The 18,951-nt window shown below is 31.1% G+C and carries 22 protein-coding genes; 13 read left to right on the plus strand and 9 right to left on the minus strand.

The window, feature by feature from the left end; all coding sequences use genetic code 11:
- Positions 1–252 precede the first annotated feature (252 nt).
- The 6 genes from agrA to BJS11_RS10065 form a co-directional block, all read right to left on the minus strand.
- On the minus strand, positions 253–969 hold the full coding sequence (gene agrA, locus BJS11_RS10040; RefSeq protein ID WP_069996591.1) for a quorum-sensing response regulator AgrA: 717 nt from the start codon (positions 967–969) through the stop codon (positions 253–255).
- 12 nt (positions 970–981) lie between these two features.
- Complete coding sequence (agrC, locus tag BJS11_RS10045) at positions 982–2,277, minus strand: quorum-sensing sensor histidine kinase AgrC (RefSeq protein ID WP_069996592.1); 1,296 nt, start codon at positions 2,275–2,277, stop codon at positions 982–984.
- A gap of 25 nt (positions 2,278–2,302) precedes the next feature.
- Positions 2,303–2,440, minus strand: coding sequence for a cyclic lactone autoinducer peptide AgrD (agrD, locus tag BJS11_RS10050; RefSeq protein ID WP_069996593.1), 138 nt, complete (start codon positions 2,438–2,440; stop codon positions 2,303–2,305).
- A gap of 2 nt (positions 2,441–2,442) precedes the next feature.
- A complete protein-coding gene (locus BJS11_RS10055) occupies positions 2,443–3,012 on the minus strand; it encodes an accessory gene regulator AgrB (protein WP_069996594.1) in 570 nt (189 codons plus the stop codon).
- A 766-nt stretch (positions 3,013–3,778) separates the two neighbouring features.
- Complete coding sequence (locus BJS11_RS10060) at positions 3,779–4,564, minus strand: carbon-nitrogen family hydrolase (RefSeq protein WP_069996595.1); 786 nt, start codon at positions 4,562–4,564, stop codon at positions 3,779–3,781.
- Positions 4,565–4,692: 128 nt separating this feature from the next.
- A complete protein-coding gene (locus BJS11_RS10065; protein WP_069996596.1) occupies positions 4,693–5,322 on the minus strand; it encodes a nitroreductase family protein in 630 nt (209 codons plus the stop codon).
- A 191-nt stretch (positions 5,323–5,513) separates the two neighbouring features.
- Between BJS11_RS10065 and BJS11_RS14005 the strand changes: the two genes are divergently transcribed.
- Complete coding sequence (locus tag BJS11_RS14005; RefSeq protein ID WP_069996597.1) at positions 5,514–6,887, plus strand: SdrH family protein; 1,374 nt, start codon at positions 5,514–5,516, stop codon at positions 6,885–6,887.
- A gap of 46 nt (positions 6,888–6,933) precedes the next feature.
- Here BJS11_RS14005 and mroQ read toward each other — a convergent pair whose 3' ends face one another.
- Positions 6,934–7,677, minus strand: coding sequence for an intramembrane glutamic endopeptidase MroQ (gene mroQ / locus BJS11_RS10075; protein ID WP_069996598.1), 744 nt, complete (start codon positions 7,675–7,677; stop codon positions 6,934–6,936).
- A 179-nt stretch (positions 7,678–7,856) separates the two neighbouring features.
- Here mroQ and groES point away from each other — a divergent pair, with 179 nt between their 5' ends.
- The 4 genes from groES (at position 7,857) to BJS11_RS10095 (ending at position 11,656) form a co-directional block, all read left to right on the plus strand.
- Positions 7,857–8,144 (plus strand): co-chaperone GroES, encoded by a 288-nt coding sequence (groES, locus tag BJS11_RS10080; protein ID WP_069996599.1) that lies wholly within the window; start codon positions 7,857–7,859, stop codon positions 8,142–8,144.
- 72 nt (positions 8,145–8,216) lie between these two features.
- Positions 8,217–9,839 (plus strand): chaperonin GroEL, encoded by a 1,623-nt coding sequence (groL, locus tag BJS11_RS10085; RefSeq protein WP_069996600.1) that lies wholly within the window; start codon positions 8,217–8,219, stop codon positions 9,837–9,839.
- A 245-nt stretch (positions 9,840–10,084) separates the two neighbouring features.
- Positions 10,085–11,023 carry a cation diffusion facilitator family transporter gene (locus BJS11_RS10090; protein WP_069996601.1) on the plus strand — a complete coding sequence of 313 codons (939 nt, stop codon included), beginning with the start codon at positions 10,085–10,087 and terminating at the stop codon, positions 11,021–11,023.
- 165 nt (positions 11,024–11,188) lie between these two features.
- Complete coding sequence (locus BJS11_RS10095; protein ID WP_069996602.1) at positions 11,189–11,656, plus strand: DinB family protein; 468 nt, start codon at positions 11,189–11,191, stop codon at positions 11,654–11,656.
- A 57-nt stretch (positions 11,657–11,713) separates the two neighbouring features.
- Here BJS11_RS10095 and BJS11_RS10100 read toward each other — a convergent pair whose 3' ends face one another.
- Positions 11,714–13,003, minus strand: coding sequence for an aminotransferase class I/II-fold pyridoxal phosphate-dependent enzyme (locus BJS11_RS10100; protein ID WP_069996603.1), 1,290 nt, complete (start codon positions 13,001–13,003; stop codon positions 11,714–11,716).
- Positions 13,004–13,207: 204 nt separating this feature from the next.
- On the opposite strand from BJS11_RS10100, the gene BJS11_RS13960 reads away from it, so the two are divergent.
- From BJS11_RS13960 to pmtD, 7 genes are all read left to right on the plus strand, one after another.
- Complete coding sequence (locus tag BJS11_RS13960; protein ID WP_245167166.1) at positions 13,208–13,303, plus strand: Trp-rich small protein; 96 nt, start codon at positions 13,208–13,210, stop codon at positions 13,301–13,303.
- Between the two features lie 315 nt (positions 13,304–13,618).
- On the plus strand, positions 13,619–13,804 hold the full coding sequence (locus BJS11_RS10105; protein ID WP_069996604.1) for an SE1626 family protein: 186 nt from the start codon (positions 13,619–13,621) through the stop codon (positions 13,802–13,804).
- A gap of 221 nt (positions 13,805–14,025) precedes the next feature.
- Positions 14,026–14,406, plus strand: coding sequence for a PSM export ABC transporter transcriptional regulator PmtR (gene pmtR, locus BJS11_RS10110; protein ID WP_069996605.1), 381 nt, complete (start codon positions 14,026–14,028; stop codon positions 14,404–14,406).
- The gene (gene pmtA / locus BJS11_RS10115; protein ID WP_069996606.1) at positions 14,403–15,296 is read left to right on the plus strand and encodes a phenol-soluble modulin export ABC transporter ATP-binding protein PmtA; all 894 of its coding nucleotides are present in this window, start codon (positions 14,403–14,405) and stop codon (positions 15,294–15,296) included. Before pmtR ends, pmtA begins: the two co-directional genes overlap by 4 nt.
- The gene (pmtB, locus tag BJS11_RS10120) at positions 15,293–15,961 is read left to right on the plus strand and encodes a phenol-soluble modulin export ABC transporter permease subunit PmtB (protein ID WP_069996607.1); all 669 of its coding nucleotides are present in this window, start codon (positions 15,293–15,295) and stop codon (positions 15,959–15,961) included. Before pmtA ends, pmtB begins: the two co-directional genes overlap by 4 nt.
- A 13-nt stretch (positions 15,962–15,974) precedes the next feature.
- The gene (gene pmtC / locus BJS11_RS10125; protein ID WP_069996608.1) at positions 15,975–16,847 is read left to right on the plus strand and encodes a phenol-soluble modulin export ABC transporter ATP-binding protein PmtC; all 873 of its coding nucleotides are present in this window, start codon (positions 15,975–15,977) and stop codon (positions 16,845–16,847) included.
- A complete protein-coding gene (gene pmtD / locus BJS11_RS10130) occupies positions 16,847–17,575 on the plus strand; it encodes a phenol-soluble modulin export ABC transporter permease subunit PmtD (RefSeq protein ID WP_069996609.1) in 729 nt (242 codons plus the stop codon). Before pmtC ends, pmtD begins: the two co-directional genes overlap by 1 nt.
- A gap of 90 nt (positions 17,576–17,665) precedes the next feature.
- Here the strand turns inward: pmtD and BJS11_RS10135 are convergent, their stop codons facing one another.
- Positions 17,666–18,226 carry a thioredoxin family protein gene (locus tag BJS11_RS10135; RefSeq protein ID WP_069996610.1) on the minus strand — a complete coding sequence of 187 codons (561 nt, stop codon included), beginning with the start codon at positions 18,224–18,226 and terminating at the stop codon, positions 17,666–17,668.
- Between the two features lie 153 nt (positions 18,227–18,379).
- On the opposite strand from BJS11_RS10135, the gene BJS11_RS10140 reads away from it, so the two are divergent.
- The gene (locus BJS11_RS10140) at positions 18,380–18,880 is read left to right on the plus strand and encodes a hypothetical protein (protein ID WP_069996611.1); all 501 of its coding nucleotides are present in this window, start codon (positions 18,380–18,382) and stop codon (positions 18,878–18,880) included.
- Positions 18,881–18,951 lie beyond the last annotated feature (71 nt).

Genomic DNA, 18,951 nt, shown 5'->3' on the forward strand with positions numbered 1-18,951 from the left:
TAATTTGTTTTATTATAAGTATACGGCACAGATATCTCTCCTTAATTATGGTTTCGTCGCTTATAATTATAGAGATATTTGTGCTTTTTTTGTATTCAAACATAAAAAAAACGATTGATGATTTTACTCACCAACCGTTAAAAGTGTACAGCCAGAAGTTAAAGAGGGACTAGAGGCTTAATATAAGATAATATGTTCAAATAAAAAAGCAAACCTTAAGCTATAATGGCTAATAGGTTTGCTTTTTATGTATTATATTTTTTTGATGTTTCTAACAGATGCGTAGCAATGTTCGCTATTTTTAAAATAAACAACGCGTGATTTCGAATCAATCGATTCTATATTGTGTCTATTTACCACAAAACTATTGTGACACCTGAAAAAGCGGTCATCTAATTGGTCTAATTCTTTAAGGTTACCGTAAAATTCAATTTGACGATTATCTAGATGTGCTATCAAACGATGGGATTTAGTAGATGACTCAAAGAACATGACATCATCATATTGAACATAAATAGAATTACTACCACGTTTCAATTCAATTGTCTCGACACTACTCTCTTTAGACAATAATTTAAGTCTTGATTCGGACGTCTCTAAACAATCTATAATTCTTGATTTTAATTCGTCTGGATCATCTTTGAAAATGAAATCCATTGCTGCGACCTTATAAACAAACGTTAAGTAAGTTAATTCACTATGACTGGTAACAAAAATAATATTACCAACTGGATCATGTTTCCGAATTTCACTTGCAAGCTTAATACCATTGATATCCGCTTCAAGTTGAATATCTAGGAAGTAACAACCAATGTCATTAAGGTTTTTTGAACGTTCTAAGATGTCATAAGGATCAGCTGTAGCAACTTCGATTTCCATCGGTTTTTCTTCTATCATGATGTAGTTATTAATAATAGAAACCATATGCTCGCGTTGTCTTTCATCATCTTCACAAATGAATATTTTCATAGTTACACATCCTTATGAATCTGTATTTAGTATTTCTACTTTTTGAATAAAGTAGTTGTTATCTATCGTTGTATCTAATAAAACATTCGTAGTAGCATCCGTCAACTCTTTTAAAGTTGATAGACCCAGGCCACGATTTTTCCCTTTAGTTGAGAAGTTCTCTTGGAATAGCGTATGCACCTTAGGCATATCAGGCTCACATTTATTCATGACGATTAACATGACGCCGGCATCCTCATTTTTAATAAACGCAATACGAATTAGTGGGTCGTCTTCGATTTTCTCCGAAGCCTCAATCGCATTATCCAATAAGATACCAATAACTCTGCTTAAATTAATAATCGGCATATCAATTTTGTCAATAGGCTCTGGTACTTCTATGCTGATACGTATATTTTTTTCTTGCGCTTGCAATATTTTGGTTGTTAACAGGCCTTTAATTTCACGGACATGCAAGTTTTCAATGCTATTAATTTTGATGGCATTCATTTGCATACTATCCTGCATAGGTAAAATTTCAGATCGAAAATATTTTCTAAGACCCTCCATATCTTCTTCTCTAATGAAGTCAGATAAAGTCGATAAAATATTAACATAATCATGTCTAAACTTACGCATTTCATTATTAATTTTCTCTATTTGCAACGTATATTTATAATAGTTTTCAATTTCCTGCATATTTCGTTTATATTGAATTTGACGAACAATACTGAAGGAAATAGTAATAATCAGAATTGCAGTAGTAATGATAACAATTGCATATAAAATTGAAATGAATTTAGCGTCGCCGAATGAAACGTTTTGATTTGGTATATAAATGTAAATTAAACCTAAGATTGTAAGTAAAAAAAGGCTTACTAAAATTAAATATACTTTATTTAATGATAAATATGATTTTGTTAATTGTTTAATGAAAAATTTTGAGATATAAACATAGATTAATGAAAATAGAGTATATGTAATTGCAAAAAATATTGAAAAATTATATTTCACAACAATAATATCGACAATTAAACTACTTAACCACAGACTACTGAAATTCGCCATATATATAATAAAGAAACATATTAAAACAGATACAATACCAATGAACTTTCTTTTAATATACATAAAAACTAGACTTGCAATGAATAAAAAGACAATTGCATGACTATTTATAAATAAGAATAAAACAATAGAAGGAATTATAATTCCAATAATTGAAATATAATCCCTTTTTGTAAACTTAATCTCATTTAAAACTTTAATGTTAAAAAACAAAAGTATAGCTTGAAGTAATGATAAAAACAATGAAATAAAAAACGCCATATTTTACACACTTTCTAAGTAACTATTATTCGTAAAGTTTTGTTAATTCTTTTGGGATTTCAGGCTCGTCAGCAAATGCAGTACATGGTCTAACTCCTGACATTGCACCGATTACAGAAAAGAATTTAGCGATTAATTTAAAAATAGATTCTAAAATATTCATAATTAATAATCCTCCTTAGGGAAAAATATTGGAAATTGTAAAATTGATATAATTGTAATACCTAGTAACATTAATTGTTGATATGGTTTAGGTAGAAAGCATGACACTATCAACAATATTACAGTTACCATAATTGTTTTGGTTTTCTTTCCTCTTTTTAGTCGGTCAGGTATTGGTTGCTTTTTAGTAGCAGCCGGTGCGTATATAATCAGTACAATTAACCCGAAAAAGGCTAAACAATACATTAATACACTTGACACTTGTATATACCCGACAAACCAAGGAAGTAAAACAAAATAAAACAGACTTTCCAAATAACAAAGTAAAGAGTTTTTAGCATGTGCACCATGTGCAAAGTGCCTGATTAGAAAAAACGATAAATGTACAGTTAGTGTGTATAAAAATAAATGGCATAGGATTGAAACCCCGTAAATAACAATTGTTTTTAAAATATTGCTGACGAAAACTTGCATGCCGAGACGCATTTTTAAATATTCAATTCGGTCTAAGCCATTTCGTTGTTGTAAGCGCCTAGCAAAATTGTCTATTTTATCATCAATAAATTTTACCATGTTGGTTTCTCTCCTTGACCGTATTATACAATTTAAATTAAGTTTTATGCGTCTTATTGCTTAACTGTACATTTTGAATTCCTAACTGTATAAATTACTTATCTGACTAATCTGACTAATTTTATCATATTTTTGAAAACAGTTAGGAAGGATTTGTGACGAGTTAGGGAATTTTTTACGAAAAATTAATAAATCATGGTTAAATGTACTTGTATCACAAAGAAGTGATTACATTTTACAAATCGTTTAATCAAAATTGTTTGAATTCTGGTTGAATGATGACGTTGATTAGACTTTTGAGCAGGGGTCTAGTTAACACACTAATTATGTAACTGTACTTTCTTCGTATAGTTGTAATAGTTACAAATTTAGTTCTCGTTTTTCAATTAATTGATTACAAACAAGAGGAGGCTGATGTAGTGACAAACCATTTCTCAGCAAGAATTAGTGATTTCGTAAAATAATACTTTCAGGTACACAACGCGCTTAATGTAATTAAGCAATCCCTTATTTGAATTTAGAGAACCTTCCCAGTCTCTTATTCAAATACCATTTTAACATTGTCTATAACAGAGACAATTTAAAGTTTAAACATGTAAGCTATCGTAACATCATTCAATTTATCATTTTAATCGGTAAATTCACTAAATTTTTTCATAATTAATAACATCCCCAAAAAATAGATAGAGAAATAACTGTAAAAAACATTCCCTTAATAATAAGTTATAAAAACCGTGAGTCCCTCCCAAGCTCACGGTTTTTTCTATTACTTATATAAATGGGGACGTAAATTTTTAAATACAGGTATTGCTTCACGCTGTTTGGCTACTTCGGATATTTCAATATCACATGTGATATGATCAGGTTTATTACCAAGTTCTGCAACTACTTCGCCATTGGGATTTATGACAACTGAATGTCCTGCATATTTTGTTTGTCCATCTTCACCGCAACCATTACATCCTATAATATACATATCATTTTCAATTGCGCGTGCTTTTAATAACGCTAACCAATGATTTAATCTCACTTGTGGCCACTGTGCAACATAGAATGCAATTTCTGCATCTTTACGTGCTGGATAACGCAATAATTCTGGGAAACGCAAGTCATAACAAATAATTTGAGTTGCTTTAATACCATTAGATAAATGAAATGGTTCTGGAACTGCATTTCCAGGGTTTAAAAAGTCAGGTTCATTTAACATAGGAACTAAATGTATTTTATCATAACTGCTGATTAAATGGCCTTTTTTTGAAACTGCAAAAGCAGTATTATAAACTTTTTCTTTCATAGCATTAGAAACCGATCCTGCAATGACATCAACTTGATATTGAATGGCAAGTTTGGAAATAAATTCATAACTTCTTGATAATTGAGTATCCGATAATTCTTTTAATTGTGGCAAGGCATAGCCATTATTCCACATTTCTGGTAACACGACGACATCAGTCTCAGACGTCACATAATTAGAAAACCATTTTTCAATTGTTTCTTCGTTTAATGCCACATTTGCTGGTTCAACTTTAAATTGGAAAATCTCAATATTCATTTCCATCACCCTCATTAAATTATTAAATTAAATATACTAGATATTATCATATAATTCAAAATACATTCCTTAAAATAAAAAAGCAATGATTACTCATCGCTTTCTTAAATACTACATATTATTAATATTTATTTTCTAACTAAGAAACGTTCGTTTACATCATGAAATGCTTTATCTCCCGCGTCTTCACGAATATTACCAAATGGCATTTGTGCTACAAGTTTCCACGAAGTAGGAATATCAAAAGCTTCTGCAACAGCTACATCAACAAGTGGATTATAGTGTTGTAATGAAGCACCAATTCCTTCGGTACTTAATGCAGTCCAAATTGCAAATTGATGCATAGCGTTCGTTTGATTAGACCAAATCGCAAAGTTTTCAGCATAATTTGGCATTTGATTTTGTAAACCTTCAACAACGGCTTCATCTTCATAGTACAAAATCGTACCATGTGAATGTTTAAAATTATCAATTTTATCAGAAGTTGGTTGGAAATTACGATCATGTCCCATTGTATTTTTTAAGGCTTGTTTAGTAATATCCCAAAATTTATCGTGCTTTTCTTCCAATAATAATACAATGCGTGTAGATTGTGAATTAAAAGAAGAAGGTACATGTTTGATTGCATGTTCGATAATGTTTTCTACTTCTTTGTCAGAAATTGAAATTTCTTTGTCTAGACTATATATTGTTCGTCTTGTTTCGATTGCATTTTGTAAACTTTCAAGGGCTGAAGCTTTTTTATTAAATAATCCCATGGAAAAACTCCTTATCAATAATTTATTTTGTATATTTAGTATAATAATTATACTTGTATTTGTAAATAGGTATTAACTTAATTTCAAAAATATTAATATTTCCTTTCAATAAACCGACTTTTAATGAAATGTTTTAGTATTTCTTATATACTAAATATGAATAAAAGAAATACTAAAATGGAGGTGAGCCCATGAAAAAATATCACACACATAAGTTTTTAATGTCTAGTTTCGCAATTGTAATAAGTACAGCATTTATTTCAAAAACAACGCAAGCATCTGAAGATGATATGTTTGCTTCAAAAAATAATCAATTAACAAATTCAGTTCAATTGAATGAAAAAGTCCCATTTAATAAAACAAAGTCGATGATTGAAGACGATTTAAATCGTTCTAAACTATCTTCGATTGATTTTTTAACATCAACTAATAATAATACAATGGAAGAAAGACCAACTAATAATACTGGAGATGACGGAGAAGATACAGGAGACACCGACAAGCCAGACACAGGTGGAGGATACGAGAATCCAGACAAGCCGGATAAACCCGATACAGGTGAAGGATCCGAGAATCCAGACAAGCCGGATAAACCAGATACAGGTGGAGGATCTGAGAATCCCGACAAACCGGATAAACCCGATGCTGGTGGAGGTTCAGGTAATCCCGATAAGCCAGATAAACCAGATAAACCAGATAGACCAGATAAACCAGATAAACCCGACACAGGTGGAGGAAGCGAAACACCAGGAAGTGGCGGTGGTTCAGGCAATCCAGGTCAGCCTAACAAACCCGATAAGCCAAATAATGGTGGAACAGGCAACTCAAATCCATCTGGAAATCATGGTGGGAATCAAAATGGTACAAACCCAGCTCCCAATCCATCACAACCTATTCAATCAGGAACAAATCATACAGGACAACAACCTTCAAATCATCAAGGAAATAATAATAGCGATAATGGTAATAGCACGAATAGCCAAGGATACACACAACCAAATAATGGCAGTACAAATCACCAAACACGTCCATCCAATGAGCGTCAATGGTTAAATCGATTTGATCAAATGTCTGCAGGTTCATTTAAATATAATCCGTTTATTTTAAATCAAATCAAACAATTAAGCTCAAATAGTGAAAATGTATCAGATAGAGAATTATCCAATATACTAAGAAAGCAAAATTTTTCTGATAATCGATTTTTAAATGAATTACAAAAGGGTACAAACTACTTTAAATTTCAGTATTTTAATCCTTTGAAAAATAGAGATTACTATAAAAATTTAGATAGACAAGTTTTAGCATTGATTACAGGAGATATTGGGTCAATGCCAGATTTGAAAAAACCGGTTAGTAAGGATTCATCTGGAAAATATGAATATCATTCAAGTAGTGACGAAGAAATGACACAAACAAAAGATAAGTCATCAACTAATGCTATGGATATTAAATTTGAACGCGCACTTTTTGCATCAATTACAGCTATGCTCATTATTTTCATAGGTGTTGTTTTAGGATATATTGTAAATCGTAAAAAAAGAACAACAAATAACTTAGAATCATAAAAAAGGAAGCATGTATGCGACTATGCATACGTGCTTCCTTTTATGTTTAAAGTATGAAATGAAATATAAACGACGTGGACTCTTGCATTTGCTTTAATTTTTCAGGACCTACTAATACTTGGATAATGACAACGAAGCCATTTTGCATCATGTGAACCAAAATAGGAACCCAAATTCTTTTGGTTAGGGTATACAATCCAGCAAAAATAAAACCCATACCAAAGTAGATGACAAAAAATGATGGGTCTGCATGTGCAGCACTAAAAATTACGGAGCTTACAATTGCAGCTATCAAGAACTTAATTTTTTTATTAGCGTGAATGATTTGATACAGTTCGCCAAATATTACTTTTCTAAAAACAAATTCTTCTAAAATAGGGCCAACAACTGATATTAAAATAATGAAAAGTGGGATTTCTTGTGCCACTTTCATAAGCCGTTCAGTGTTAGGACTTGTTTGTGGTCCACCTAATACATACATATTAATCATGCCAGCAATAATTTGATAAATCATGACTGCAAAATATCCACCTAGTACCCATAGACCGATAAATGTTTTTCTTGTTTTGGGTTCTTGTTCTAATCGTGTAGGATTAGAAATAAATATATTTAGAATAGATATTAAAATGGCTGCAACAATAAATAGCCCGACTTGTGTATAAATATTTGCGAAAAGTAGTTCTTTCTTGCTTAAATTGTCAAACAAACCAAACATATGTAATAAAATGACACCAAATTGTGCTAGACCGTAAATAACTAATGTCAATATGGATATCCATAAACGAGACATAATAAACCTCCAAAATATTATATGATGTTTCATTTTATCGTAAAAAAGAGATTTAGACAAAATTAAAGGGCGATGGTTTTAACTTGAAATGTTGACCAACTTTGATTATTATAGAAAATAGATTAGCACTCACCAACTTAAAGTGCTAAACATTTTATACTTTGAAGGAGGAACTAAAAATGTTAAAGCCATTAGGTAACCGAGTAATTATTCAAAAAACAGAGCAAGAGCAAACAACAAAAAGCGGTATTGTATTAACAGATAGCGCGAAAGAGAAATCCAACGAAGGTACGATAATTGCAGTAGGTGCAGGACGTATTTTAAAAGATGGTTCTCGTGTTGCTCCTGAAGTTAATGAAGGTGACAATGTGGTGTTCCAACAATATGCTGGAACAGAAGTTAAACGTGGTGACGAAACATACTTAATCGTTAACGAAGATGATATTTTAGCAATTATTGAAGCATAAATAAATTTTAGACACATATAAATAAAACGAGATATAACAAAATATGAAACACATCATGGAGGTATAAAAGTTATGGCAAAAGATTTAAAATTCTCTGAAGATGCACGCCAAGCGATGTTGAGAGGCGTAGACAAATTAGCAAATGCTGTTAAGGTTACAATTGGACCAAAAGGTCGTAACGTTGTATTGGATAAAGAATATACTTCACCATTGATTACTAATGATGGTGTGACAATCGCAAAAGAAATTGAATTAGAAGATCCATATGAAAATATGGGAGCAAAATTAGTACAAGAAGTTGCTAATAAGACTAATGAAATTGCTGGGGACGGTACGACAACTGCTACTGTATTAGCACAAGCTATGATTCAAGAAGGTTTGAAAAATGTAACGAGTGGTGCCAATCCAGTAGGTTTGCGTCAAGGTATCGACAAAGCTGTTGAAGTAGCTATTAAAGCATTACATGAAATTTCACAAAATGTAGATAATAAAAATGAAATTGCTCAAGTAGGTTCAATTTCTGCTGCAGATGAAGAAATTGGTAAATATATTTCTGAAGCAATGGAAAAAGTAGGTAATGACGGTGTTATTACAATTGAAGAATCAAGTGGCTTTAACACAGAATTAGAAGTTGTAGAAGGTATGCAATTTGATCGTGGTTACCAATCACCATACATGGTTACTGACTCAGATAAGATGGTTGCTGAACTTGAAAGACCATATATCTTAATAACAGACAAAAAGATTTCTTCATTCCAAGATATCTTACCGTTATTAGAGCAAGTTGTTCAATCTAATCGTCCAATCTTAATTGTTGCTGACGATGTTGAAGGTGATGCTTTAACGAACATCGTACTTAACCGTATGCGTGGTACATTTACTGCTGTAGCTGTAAAAGCACCAGGTTTCGGTGATCGTCGTAAAGCAATGTTAGAAGACTTAGCTATTCTAACAGGTGCACAAGTAATCACAGATGATTTAGGCTTAGAGTTAAAAGATGCCACATTAGACATGTTAGGTACATCGAATAAAGCAGAAATTACAAAAGACAATACAACTGTTGTTGATGGTGATGGCGATCAAAATAGTATCGATGCACGTGTGAGTCAAATTAAAGCACAAATTGATGAGACAGATTCTGATTTTGATAAAGAAAAATTACAAGAGCGTTTAGCGAAATTAGCTGGTGGCGTTGCTGTAATCAAAGTTGGTGCTGCAAGTGAAACAGAACTTAAAGAACGTAAATTACGTATTGAAGATGCATTAAATTCTACTAGAGCAGCTGTCGAAGAAGGTATCGTTGCTGGTGGTGGTACTGCATTGATGAATGTGTACGATAAGGTAGCTAAAATAGAAGCTGAAGGCGATGTTGCAACTGGTATCAATATCGTATTAAAAGCCTTAGAAGCACCAGTACGTCAAATTGCTGAAAATGCTGGTTTAGAAGGTTCAATTATCGTTGAAAGACTTAAAAATGCAGATGTAGGTGTTGGTTTCAATGCAGCTACAAATGAATGGGTGAATATGTTAGAAGCAGGTATCGTTGATCCTACGAAAGTAACACGTTCATCACTACAACATGCTGCAAGTGTAGCCGCAATGTTCCTTACTACAGAAGCAGTAGTGGCAAACATTCCTGAAGACAATAATAATGACGCTCAAGCAGGTATGGGCGGAATGCCAGGTATGATGTAAAAGTAATTGATGGTTACTACAACTTTGATAAAATAAAATATTTTATTGACGCTATCCATTGGTTCATTGAACTTTTGGATAGCGTTTTTATGTTTTGAATTTTTAGCTAGAAAATTGATTGTAATACTAACATCAATTAAAAGTTTTAAAATAAACAAGTAAAGTTTTGGGCAACTTTGTATTTTTTCTATTTAAAAACGAAGAATTTTGCTATGATTAAATTATCATTTTAAGGAAGTGAATAAATGGATAGAAAAACAAATTATTTTCACCATGTAGATCATAGAAAATTTCAAAATAGCTCTAAATATACACTTTGGACTTCGTTAATAATTACAATCATTTTTACTATTATTGAGTTTGTTGGAGGAATTGTTGCTAATTCATTAGCATTGCTTTCAGATTCATTTCATATGTTAAGTGACGTATTAGCATTAGGTTTATCAATGGTTGCTATATATTTTGCAAGCAAAGCACCTACTCAAAAATATACTTTTGGATTTTTAAGATTAGAAATTATAGCAGCTTTTCTTAACGGTTTAGCCTTAATGGTTATCTCTTTATGGATATTATATGAAGGTATTGTAAGAATTATTCATCCGCAACAGGTTGAAAGTGGTTTAATGGTATTTATTGCTAGTATTGGACTGATAGTAAATATCATATTAACACTGATTTTAGTCAGATCTTTGAAGAAAGAAGACAATGTCAATATTCAAAGCGCGCTGTGGCATTTTATGGGAGATTTATTAAATTCTGTAGGTGTTATTGTGGCTGTAATTTTAATACATTTTACTGGGTGGTATATTATCGACCCAGTGATTAGTATCATTATATCTTTAATCATTTTAAATGGTGGTTTTAAAATTACGAAAAATGCATGGAAAGTCCTTATGGAAAGTGTGCCGGATGAATTTCAAACAGATGCCATTATAGATGATATGAAATCAGTTGAAGGTGTCATTGATGTCCATGAATTTCATTTATGGAGTATTACAACGAACCATAGTTCATTAAGTGCACATGTCGTTTTGAGCGATAAGTATATCCAGTCTCCTTATGCAACGATAAATAAAGTATCTGAGTTATTGAGAAATAAACATGGTTTGGAACATGTAACACTACAAATTGAAAATATTGATTTAAATCATCTCAATGAAGCATATTTTAAACAATATCAGTAAGTAATTTGCGAGTTTAGTTTAGTATTTCTATATAAAAAGATAAATACTTTATATAATATGAATGCATTAATGCAATTTAGGGTAATATAGAAAAGTATAATTAGTAACGGTTCTTATACATGATTTAATATTTTTTTCATTTTTAATATGAAAGGGAGCTAAATTATGACAAAAGCAACAGTTTATGAGGTTATTGATTCGGGTGTTCATTATTTAATGTCAGCATACGATAATTGGAATAATGAGCAGTTACTCGATGACAAGATTGATGCATTCCCCAACACAATCCATTGGCAGTATGGACATGTATTGACGATTTTCGAAAGTGCATTCTCACTATGTGAACAGAATGAAGTTGATATTGTGAAATATACAAGCCTATTCGGATATGGTACATCACCACAACAATGGGGAGATGAAGATGTCCCTTCTATAGACGAAATATTTAGTTACTTAAAAACATTACCGGATCGTGCTAGAAAACTGACTGACGAACAGTTGGAACTAGAGCTTACAGAGACTATTGCAGGCTGTAACACGTTAAATGAATTACTTGTACTCAATGCAATTCATATACCACTACATGCAGGAAAAATTGAAGAAATGTCACGTATATTAAAACAACAACAATAATAATAAAAAACGGAGATTGTCCATTTTAGACAATCTCCGTTTTTTATGAAAATTTATTTATTTTTGTAAGTCCGCAATTGCTTTAGCAATAGAATCGAATACGTGTGGTATATCTTCTTTTTCAATACAGCTAAATGCGATACGAATATCTGTACTATTTAATGCAATAATACCTATTGAATATTCATTGATAAGATGTAAACGTAATTGTTCTGGATCAACGTTGTTTACTTTTAATGCCATAAAATAGCCAGAATTAAAATCATATGCTTGCCAATATGAAGTGTATTGTTTGTCATATACGACTGATTTAGTGACTTCATATCTTGCTTGTAATGTATCAATATTCTGTTGGATTTCTTTATTAAAAGTATCAGCATTTTCTAATACATATTTGACTGCGCTCTGTGAAGGCATTGGTCCACTAGAAATATTACTTCTAATTAATCCTTTTACTTTAGCTTCTAATACTTGTTTAGTTGTCTCATTTGATACACCAAAGCTAATAAATCCAACACGGAGTCCCCATGCAAAAAATTCTTTGGTAGCACCATCCAAACGAATTGGCAGCACATTATCCATGTGTAAATTTGTTAATGCAGTAAATAAGGATTGTGTATATACATCTTCGTAGAACAAACCGTAATAAGCGTCATCTACGAGTGCAATGACATTTGTACCACGTTCTGCTAAAGATTTAATAGCTTCAACAATAACTTTCACTTCATCTTTAGTAGGTGTGTAACCAGTAGGGTTGTTTGGGTAATTCAAAATGAGCATGACTTTGTCTTTTTTATAATTTTCAAGAGAAGAAATTAAATGTTCTGTTGTAAAATGACCATCTTCATCAAAAATATCATAAGTATCAATTTCAGCACTGTGTCTAGTACTATATACAAGTTTGTAATTTCCCCAATTATGTGTAGGTAATAATATTGTATCGCCACTATCTACGAACATATCTGCCACTAATGATAAGCCATGCGTTAAAGCATTGGTTAAAATAGGTCGTGTCATGTCTGTAGCCGTTAAATCAGGATTTTCTTTTAACATTTTTTGTTGCCATAAATCGCGTAACGACTCGATACCTTGTGGTGGTGCGTAAGGAAAGATTTCATCTGGCTCAAGTTTAGTAAATACATCATTTAGTGTATTTGCATACATTTTGCCATGTTTGTGTGTAGCCATACCAATCGTAGCATTATATTTCGTAGATTTAGCTTCTGCAGACTGAGATAAAATTCCTTTTGGATAGTACATTAGTTTACCTAAATCTGATAGCATATCAGCAATTTCAGGGTTTGATTTAGATAATTGTTCATTTAAATCTAAGGCTAAAGGATTCATATTGTAGGTCAACCTCTCTTTACTTTTTCAGTGATACTTATATATTATCTTGAAATAGCTTAAAATTAAAGTATCGTAACTATATTGGACTTAAATTTTAAAAAATCTGCACATTTTAACGAACATACGTTCTGTTTTATGTTAAAATATAGTCAGGCCATCGAAATCCTGCATGGTACTTTTTTCTGTGGGAGGTGTAATATGATATCGTGGTGGCAAGAAATGATTACAACTTTATTAACAGGTAGCTTACTTGTTGTATTCCGTGTTTGGTTAGAAAGTAAATGGAAAGACAAATAGGTGGCCTTACACAAAAAACCCCAAGTCTGATGGCGCAGACTTGGGGTTGTGTAATATAATTCGTGGATACAATTACAATTTTATCATCATCGTTATAATTCTGCAAACAATAAATTGAATTGTGCATTATAGATCACGTTGATTAATTTATTTAATAATAAGACATATAACATAGTGTTATCCATTGCATGGTAATAAAACTTAAATTTCATATAATGATACAATGTAGATAATAATAAAAACTATTAATTTCATCATGTCATGCTTAGCATAAATCTAATAATTTGATACAATGTAATTGTTTGAGGTGAAAATATGAAACATTTAACGAAAATATTTGTAATTATTGCGATTGTCTTGTTTATTGTTGGCTACTATTTACAAGCTACGGGCCAAGAAGATTCAGGAATTAAATTGCTGATTGCTGCTATCATGTTTATGATTTGTGCTTTTATTAATCGAAATAATAACAAACGTAAACGAAATAACAAAAACCAATAATTAAAAATGAATTAGATACTCTTAATCTGTGATTGATGAAAGCACCTTTTAAAGTAAACACTCTAAATAGTGGGTATTTTAAAAGGTGTTTTTCGTTTTTTTAAATCGATGCAAAACACAACGTAAATATTAAAAAGTATACAATTAATTGTTATTTTCCTCTTTACAAGTGTGTATATATTGTATATATTGTGCATATACAGTTGTAGGGGAGGACGTCCATGAAAATACTTTTGAAAAATAGTAGTGAACGACCCATTTATGAACAAATTAAGCAACAAATTAAAGAGAACATATTAAAGGGATATGTTGCACCGGGTGAACATTTACCGTCAATGAGAGAATTGGCGCATGATTTAAGTGTGAGCGTGATTACTACGAAACGTGCTTATGAAGATTTGGAAAAAGATGGTTTTGTATTCACAATTAGGGGCAAAGGCACCTTCGTGAAGCAACAAGATAGTTCAATTTTGAAAGAGAAACAGTTTATTGTGATTGAATCTCTGGCGAAATCTATTAGTAAAGAAGCAAAGACCATTGGCATGTCTTTACCTGAATTACAAGAAATCATAGAGCTGATTTTTGAGGAGGGTGAAGAATGAACGCAATAGAATTGAATGCTGTGAGCTATCAGCATAAAGAATTCAAATTAAGCGATGTTTCTTTTCAAGTTCCTCAAGGATTTGTGACAGGTTTTATTGGCGCTAATGGTGTAGGTAAGACAACAATTATTAGATTAATTATGGATTTAATTGAACCAGATAAAGGTGAGATTCATTTATTTAATAAATCTATGAATGAACATGCTGTCGAGATTAAAGATAGAATTGGGTTTGTTTATTCAGAATTATATCTAAATGAAAAGTGGACTGTAAAAAAAATTGAGTCATACATAGCTCCCTTTTATAGTCAATGGAATCATAATCGTTTTCTCTTTTACTTGGATAAATTTGGTTTAGCTTTTAATAAAAAAATCAAAACCTTTTCAACTGGGATGAAGATGAAATTGTCTATCGCAATTGCCTTTAGCCATCATGCAGAACTCTTTATATTGGATGAACCAACTTCGGGGTTGGATCCAATTGTTAGAAATGAAGTCTTAGATATTATTCAAGCAGAGTTAATTGATGAGGGTAAATCAGTGTTTATATCTACACATATTATTTCAGATTTAGAAAAAATTGCTGATTATCTCGTTTATATTAAAGATGGAAAAATTATCTTGGATCAATTTTTAGATAATATTTTGAATCAATATCAAATAGTGAAAGGTGACGTCAGTCAGTTAGACGATGAACTTAAATCATTATCGTATTATGTTGAAATGAATAAGACGGGTTACACGGTACTTACAACACATGCGAAAGTGTTTAAAGAATTGTTTGGTAATGAAGTTGCAATTACAAAGCCAACAATAGAAGAACTGATGGTTTATCTTGAAAAAGGTCATCACGATGTGAGTCAGCATGTAGATGGGGAGGTCAGTACGTGAAGCATTTACTGATTAGAAATATTAAGTTACGTAAATGGACAATTATCATTTACAGTTTGTTATTACTGATTTCTCCGCTACAGTTAATTATTGAAAATAACTCTATTTATACAAAAGTAATATATTCTACGGTAGCAATGTTGTTACTATTTGTATCGGTACTTGATTCAGGTCATGTGTTTCGTTTGAATGCTAAACTTGGACACCCAATGGCATATGATTTTTTTGGAAGCTTACCCGTATCGAAAAGAGATATGCTTAATGCAAATTATGTAACAATGATTATATTTACGCTAGTTGGGGCAGCTATATTATCCTTATTTAACATTCCAAATTCTAATGTTGCGGCTAGTGAAGTCAAATTTAATTTGACATTACCTTATTCCTATATTGCAATCAATTTTTTTGCAATTCCGATTGCATTTAAACGGTATGTCGAACAGAAAACCGATTACATTTCTTATTTAATGTATTTATTGGTAATGCTTATTATAATACCAATCGTTGCAGTGCTTTTGGCATTAGCGGCGGTAAGTATATTTAAAGTTCAGATTACAATTCTTGATTATGTTGAACCTGCTTTTAATTATGGGTTCTTAGCTTTGAGTATTGTTTTCCTTGTCATGAATTACTGGATTCAATATAAAAAATTATTTAAAAAATAAAGGAGGCGCATTTATGCAATTAAAAAATATTACAAAAACGTATGGCGATAACACTGTACTCGATAATATTGAATTTGATTTTGGTCATAGCCAAATTGTTGGCTTAATTGGTAAAAATGGTGTCGGAAAGACAACACTTATGAAAGTTATGAATGGAAATATCATCAATTATAAAGGTGATGTCAAATTAGGTAGTAAAGAAAATATTGGTTATTTAATTGAACATCCTAAACTATATGATAATAAATCAGGATTATATAATTTAAAACTATTCGCTAATGTATTAGGTAACGGTTTTGATAAAAAATATGCAGATCAAATCATCGATGCGTTTGGCATGAGACCTTATGTTAAGAAAAAAGTGAAAAAATACTCAATGGGTATGAAGCAAAAGTTAGCTATTGCAGTTTCTTTAATGAATAAACCTAAATACCTGATTCTAGATGAGCCAACAAATGGTATGGATCCAGATGGTTCGATTGATGTACTTAAGACAATTCAATCATTGGTAAAACAATTAGAGATGAAAATCTTAATCTCAAGTCATAAACTTGAAGATATTGAATTGATTTGTGACAGAGCAGTTTTCTTAAGAGATGGAATATTCGTACAAGATGTTGATATGAAAGAAGGAGCACCTTCAGATTCAACAGTATTAATACTTGATAACAAGGATTTCGAAGCGGGTGTAACATATTTAAACGAACACTTTGATGTGATTCAAACGCAAGAAGCAAGTGGTGAAGTAATTATTAAAGCACAAAAGAGTTATCAAGATGTGCTTAAAGGGTTAGCAAGCAAAGACATATTCCCTGAATTTATTGAAACACGTAAAAGTTCTCTTCGTGATACTTACTTCAATATTAATCAGAAAGGTGGCCAATAATGAATAGTTTACAACTTGTAAAATATGACATGTATAGCATTTTTAAGAGCCCATTAACATACTTAGCAATACTTTTAACATTAATTCCAATGATTGGTTTCACAATCTTATTTGTCCAACAATCAGATAAAATGAATGGAAATACATTATTATCAATCGGTAGCTGGTTCTTTTCTATTATGGGATTACTCTTTGTAATTAAAACAATTACGAGAGATATTTCTCAAGGTACTATTCAGCTTTACATGAATAAAACATCAAGCCGTGTGGGTTACGTAGTAACAAAATTAATTTCAATTATTTTAATTGCAATATTGATGACTGCCTTACTTGTTGCAATTGTACTTATCATCCAAGGTTTTGTAGACGGAGAAAATATTAAGACGAAAAAGATTTTTGATTTACTATGGTTCTTTATGATGTTCCATTTATTCTTTGGTTTATTATTATATCTATTCTCATTAATTGTTCCGAAGACAGCGCTTATATTTACACTAGGTATTTTCCTTGTACTTATAGTGCCATTCGCAGAACCATTTTTACCTATGATTCCTAAAATTGGTGATAATATTCAAGATTCATTAAAATATATTCCATTTAGTTACTTAACATCTAAAACAACTTCAGGAAGTTATACATTTACTAATTGGCAATGGTTTATTACATCGGCATCTATCGTTATATTATTTGTTGTAAACCTATTCTATTCAGCTAAGAAAGATATTTAACATAATTATAGTTAACCGATAATGTAATAAAAATAAAGATGTATGAATGTGCGGTTACTACAGCATGATTCATACATCTTATTTTATGTGTTATTTTGTAATTAGTTTTTCGATTATAGAATCATAAACATATTTCCAAAGTTGTGAATCTGTTTTATAGCGATTGGTCATAATTTTATGAGCTTCTGCTGATTTGTCTTCAAATGTCGGATCAGTTTTATCAGGGAGATTGGCACGCGTTTCGTCAACGAAATGTTGGACTTGTCTCGCACGTGGTCCCCAAACTGTTTGTTGCTCGTAATCATCATTTAGAAATACAAATATAGGGATTGAACGAGAAGTACCGTTTGTTAAATATTGATCTATGAGTTTAGTGTCTTCATCACGGTGAAATGCACGAACCTCTAAGTTTAAAGCTTCACTGATATGCTTCAATACAGGTACATTCATCATGGCATCCCCACACCAATCTTCTGTTATTACTAAAACCTTTGAATAACTTGATGATTTAAGTGTTTCGATTCTATTATCATCTTGCGGTAAAGAGAAAGAGTTGTATATTGTTTCTATATTCTCTTTGTTTTGAGTCATTGCCTCGATATATTGATCAAGCGGTTGACTGTTTTTGAAATAAGTTTCTAAACTTGTCATCATATTTCCCCCTTTATTTTATTAGATATTATTATATCAATTTTTTTATATTAAAGAAAATTTTAAATACTTTGAAAAGTTATGCGCTTTTCAACTGAGTTTTGAGATGAAAGTCAAATTTGTCTATGCTATATTGATTAAGTAATGGAGATGATGATAAAAGTGATCATACGAAATCTAAGTAAAGTAATAGTGTGCGCGATTTTTCTTATTATGGGTGTAGGTACGTTATTATTTGTAAATTATACTAAAAGTGAACACTCTACGGATTTATCATATTTATCGATTGATGATATGAGGTTAGATTCGAAAATTGATAAAAGTAAATATATAGCGAATGATGATGTGTTTTTAAAAAAATATGGTTTGTATTCGAAAAAGAATCAGCCTAATTTAGTATTTAAAGTAAATAAGTCAAATAACAACTTAAAAGCTATGACATTGACAAAAAATCAAGATATCAAGACTAACTTCAACGGGGAAATTGAAGGTAATGTTCAAGATGCGATACAAGAGTTGGGTGAGCATTACCACGAAAAACATCTAAGAAAATCTTATCGACTTATTACTTATCAAGATAAAAAGAATGATATTAAGTTATCTATTGTGCACAAACATGATAAAATAAAGAAAATTGAAATTTATAAAAAATAAAAGTAACAAAATTAAAGAATGACAAAGAATGAAAATTTGTCATTCTTTAATTTTGCAAAAGATAGGATATC

The organism is Staphylococcus caeli (genome assembly GCF_900097965.1).
Classification (GTDB): domain Bacteria; phylum Bacillota; class Bacilli; order Staphylococcales; family Staphylococcaceae; genus Staphylococcus; species Staphylococcus caeli.